General features: G+C 52.1%; 3 protein-coding genes, 1 tRNA gene and 1 pseudogene. All 5 read left to right on the top strand.

What is annotated here, in order from left to right; all coding sequences use genetic code 11:
* Positions 1-224 (top strand): annotated as a pseudogene (gene recA / locus RT340_RS22060) (recombinase RecA); the annotation flags it as partial.
* Positions 225-333: 109 nt separating this feature from the next.
* Positions 334-849: a regulatory protein RecX gene (locus RT340_RS22055; RefSeq protein ID WP_176505750.1), complete on the top strand. Its 516-nt coding sequence runs from the start codon at positions 334-336 to the stop codon at positions 847-849.
* A 134-nt stretch (positions 850-983) separates the two neighbouring features.
* Positions 984-3,611 carry an alanine--tRNA ligase gene (gene alaS / locus RT340_RS22050; RefSeq protein ID WP_097117951.1) on the top strand — a complete coding sequence of 876 codons (2,628 nt, stop codon included), beginning with the start codon at positions 984-986 and terminating at the stop codon, positions 3,609-3,611.
* Between the two features lie 250 nt (positions 3,612-3,861).
* Positions 3,862-4,047, top strand: a complete 186-nt coding sequence (csrA, locus tag RT340_RS22045; protein ID WP_004155916.1) for a carbon storage regulator CsrA — start codon at positions 3,862-3,864, stop codon at positions 4,045-4,047.
* Positions 4,048-4,350: 303 nt separating this feature from the next.
* Positions 4,351-4,443: transfer RNA gene (locus tag RT340_RS22040), tRNA-Ser, on the top strand.
* Positions 4,444-4,502 lie beyond the last annotated feature (59 nt).

The following is a 4,502-nucleotide window of genomic DNA, read 5'->3' as shown; positions in this document are numbered from 1 at the left end:
AACTGGTTGAGAAAGCCGGTGCGTGGTACAGCTACAACGGCGAAAAGATTGGTCAAGGTAAAGCGAACTCGACCAACTTCCTGAAAGAGAACCCAGCGATTGCTAACGAGATCGATAAGAAGTTACGCGATCTGCTGCTGACGGGTGCAACGGCTGGAGCGGGTGCAGCAGAAATCTCTGCTGATGACTACGAAGAAGCTAGCGAAACCAACGAAGATTTCTAAGATACCCACCACGGGAGCAGCGATGCTCCCGTTTGCTTTTCCCCGTCAACACTTCCCCTGATCGTCTTCTTGCTTTACCCTGCGCAACAGTCAGAACAAGGTCAAATTCATGTCATCATCACCTTCAACGGCTTCGGTGCCGACATTTTCCCGTTTGCTGGATCGTGCCATGCGTGTGCTATCGCAGCGTGACCACAGCCGTGACGAATTGAAGCGTAAGCTGCAACTCTCTTCTCAGCGTGCGGCTTATCTGAAGCAAGAAGAAAATGTGCCGATACCGGATGAGCTGCTGGAAAAGGTCCTCGACTGGTGCCAGGAGAGTGGCTGGCTCAACGACCAGCGCTTCACCGAACGCTTTATCCAAAGTCGCGCACGGAAAGGTTACGGCTCACAGCGCGTGCGTATGGAATTGCAACAGAAGGGCATCAGCCGCGATGAGATCAATCAGGCGATGATGGATACTGAAGTGGACTGGAGTCAATGCGCGGCCGATTTGGCTAAGCGTAAGTTTGGTGATCCTCTGCCGCAAACCTGGGCTGAGAAAAGCAAAGTACAGCGCTTTTTAATGTCGAAAGGCTTTATGATGGAAGATATTCAGGCAGTTTTCAGAAATATTGACGACTGAAAGGCGATGGGATTTTACTTCCCACTGAAGAAAATTTATCTTATTCCCACTTTTTGTTCCTCAATCAGCGGTAAACCTGCAGATGTGGTTTGCCCGCGAAAGGGAACGTTCGTTAGCGTGATTCCAGGAATTATATGAGCAAGAGCACTGCTGAGATCCGTCAAGCGTTTCTCGACTTTTTTCATAGCAAGGGACATCAGGTTGTAGCCAGCAGCTCCCTCGTACCGAACAACGACCCAACGTTGCTGTTTACCAATGCGGGAATGGTGCAGTTTAAAGACGTTTTCCTCGGTCAGGATAAACGCGATTATGCACGCGCAACCACGTCTCAGCGTTGCGTGCGTGCCGGTGGTAAGCACAACGATCTTGAGAACGTTGGTTACACCGCTCGTCACCACACCTTCTTTGAAATGCTGGGTAACTTCAGCTTTGGCGACTACTTCAAGAAAGAAGCGATTGCTTATGCCTGGGAACTGCTGACGGGTGAGCAGTGGTTCAAGCTGCCGAAAGAGCGTTTGTGGGTCACCGTTTATGAAACCGATGATGAAGCCTTCGAAATCTGGGCTAACGATGTCGGTGTGCCGCGCGAACGTATTATTCGCATCGGCGATAACAAAGGCAGCGCCTACGCATCTGACAACTTCTGGCAGATGGGCGATACCGGCCCTTGTGGTCCGTGTACCGAAATTTTCTACGATCATGGCGACCATATCTGGGGTGGCCCACCGGGCAGCCCGGAAGAAGATGGCGATCGCTATATTGAGATCTGGAACATCGTCTTCATGCAGTTCAACCGTCAGGCCGACGGCACCATGGAACCTCTGCCGAAGCCTTCTGTTGATACCGGTATGGGCCTGGAGCGCATCGCTGCGGTACTGCAGCACGTTAACTCCAACTATGAAATCGATCTGTTTGCCAAGCTGATCAAGGCTGTTGCTCAGGTAACCGGTGCGACCGACCTCAACAATAAATCGTTGCGCGTCATCGCTGACCACATCCGTTCCTGTGCATTCCTGATCGCTGATGGCGTCATCCCGTCGAATGAAAACCGTGGCTACGTGCTGCGCCGTATCATTCGTCGTGCAGTGCGTCATGGCAATATGTTGGGAGCTAAAGAAGCCTTCTTCTACAAACTGGTTGCGCCATTAATCGATGTCATGGGTGATGCCGGTGAAGACCTGAAACGTCAGCAGAAGCATGTTGAAAATGCCCTGAAAAATGAAGAAGAGCAGTTCGCTAAAACGCTGGAACGCGGCCTGGCTTTACTGGATGAAGAGTTAGCCAATCTGCAAGGTGATACGCTGGATGGCGAAACGGTCTTCCGCCTGTATGACACCTTCGGTTTCCCGGCGGATTTGACCGCTGACGTCTGCCGCGAGCGCAATCTGAAGATTGATGAAGCGGGCTTCGAAACAGCCATGGAACAGCAGCGCCAGCGTGCGCGTGAGGCCAGTGGTTTTGGCGCGGACTACAACAGTGTGATTCGCTTTGATGCCGCCACTGACTTCAAAGGCTATGACCAACTGCAGGCTGAAGGCACCGTGCTGGCGCTGTTCGTTGGCGGTCAGCAGGTTGAGCAGATCGCGGCTGGCCAGGAAGCGGTAGTGATTCTGGATCAAACACCATTCTATGGCGAGTCAGGTGGCCAGGTGGGCGATACCGGTGTGCTAACTGGGCAGAATGCTGAATTCAGTGTCCAGGATACACAGAAGTATGGCAAAGCCTTTGGTCATATCGGTAAGCTCAACAGTGGTGAGCTACGTGTGGGTGACCGCCTCAATGCACAAGTGGATGAAGAGCGCCGTGCTCGTATTATTCTCAACCACTCCGCAACGCATCTGATGCATGAAGCGTTACGTGAAGTATTGGGCGATCATGTCGGTCAGAAAGGCTCACTCAACAACGATAAATACCTGCGCTTCGACTTCTCTCATACCGAAGCGATGAAGCCAGAGCAGATTCGCACCGTTGAAGATATCGTTAATACCCAGATTCGTCGCAATTTACTCATCCAGACTGAAGTAATGGATCTGGATGAAGCGAAAGCGCGCGGCGCAACGGCGTTGTTCGGTGAGAAGTATGAACAGCGTGTGCGCGTGGTTAGCATGGGTGAATATTCCGTTGAGCTGTGCGGTGGTACGCACGCAGCGCGCACTGGCGACATTGGCCTGTTCCGCATTCAGTCTGAATCCGGCACGGCGGCAGGTGTGCGTCGTATTGAAGCGCTGACGGGTGAAGGCGCGATTGCTCAGCTGCATGCGCAGAGCGATCAGATATCTGAGATTGCTCAGGTGGTTAAAGCCAACAGCAGTAATCTGAATGAGAAAGTGCGCGGCCTGGTTGATCATGTCCGCGCGCTGGAAAAAGAACTGCAGCAGCTACGCGATCAGCAAGCGGCGCAAGAGAGTGCCTCGCTGAGCAGTAAAGCGATGGACGTGAAGGGGACCAAACTGCTGGTCAGCGAGCTTAACAACGTTGAGCCGAAGATGCTTCGCACCATGATGGATGACCTGAAGAATCAGCTCGGCTCGGCCATCATTGTGCTGGCAACGGTCGCTGAAGGTAAGGTTTCACTGATTGCTGGGGTGACTAAAGACCTGACTGACCGCGTCAAAGCGGGTGAGCTGGTCGGCGAACTGGCCGCTCAGGTTGGCGGAAAAGGTGGCGGTCGTCCTGATATGGCTCAGGCGGGTGGTACAAACCCTGAGGCACTGGCTGGCGCACTGGCTGGCGTGTCGGAGTGGGTGAGTAACCGACTGTAACGAATTAAAATTCAGCATCGTGAATAGCGCCAGAACCCCCGTGTTCTGGCGCTTTTTAACGCGGTGTGCACCCGATAATGACAAAGTCCGGTTGATGTAGTGTATTTCGGCTAAACTAACTATCAGCAGAATGTATTGGCGTGGCGATGCACAATGGTGTATTTGTCATAGACATTGTTCAGCGTTATATGATGGATATGGCCGGGAGACCGAACAGGCCCGACTCTTTTAATCTTTCAAGGAGCAAAGAATGCTTATTCTAACTCGTCGAGTTGGTGAAACCCTCATGATTGGCGATGAGGTGACTGTAACGGTGCTGGGTGTTAAAGGTAACCAGGTCCGTATTGGCGTCAATGCGCCTAAAGAAGTTTCGGTGCATCGCGAAGAAATCTATCAGCGTATCCAGGCCGAAAAAACTCAGCAAACGAGTTACTAACGGATTCAGCGCCTCGCATCCTGCGAGGCGCTACCGCTTTTATCCTCCCATCTTCATTTTTTCCGCCCTGAACCTCATTTTCTTTCTTCCCATTTTGTTAACTGCAACGTGCTTTCGCTGTTGATTAATCACTCTTTTTGTCGGCAAAACATCCTAATTGCGCGTCATTTGTGCAAATAGAACGATATCCAGAAAAAGTCGGGAAAAATTGTTTGACTTATAAGTGCGGGAAAGTAATATGTGCGCCACGCAGTGCCGATGAGCAGAAACAAGTTCAGAAGCACGGTTCGGAAGAACGCGTAAGGTGAGGTGGCCGAGAGGCTGAAGGCGCTCCCCTGCTAAGGGAGTATGCGGTCAAAAGCTGCATCCGGGGTTCGAATCCCCGCCTCACCGCCATTTCCGATGCATCCATAGCTCAGCTGGATAGAGTACTCGGCTACGAACCGAGCGGTCGG

This window comes from Pantoea sp. CTOTU50773, from assembly GCF_032082325.1.
GTDB lineage: Bacteria > Pseudomonadota > Gammaproteobacteria > Enterobacterales > Enterobacteriaceae > Pantoea > Pantoea communis.
The sequence above is the reverse complement of the archived record's forward strand: the minus strand, read 5'-3'. Positions and strand labels throughout refer to the sequence as shown.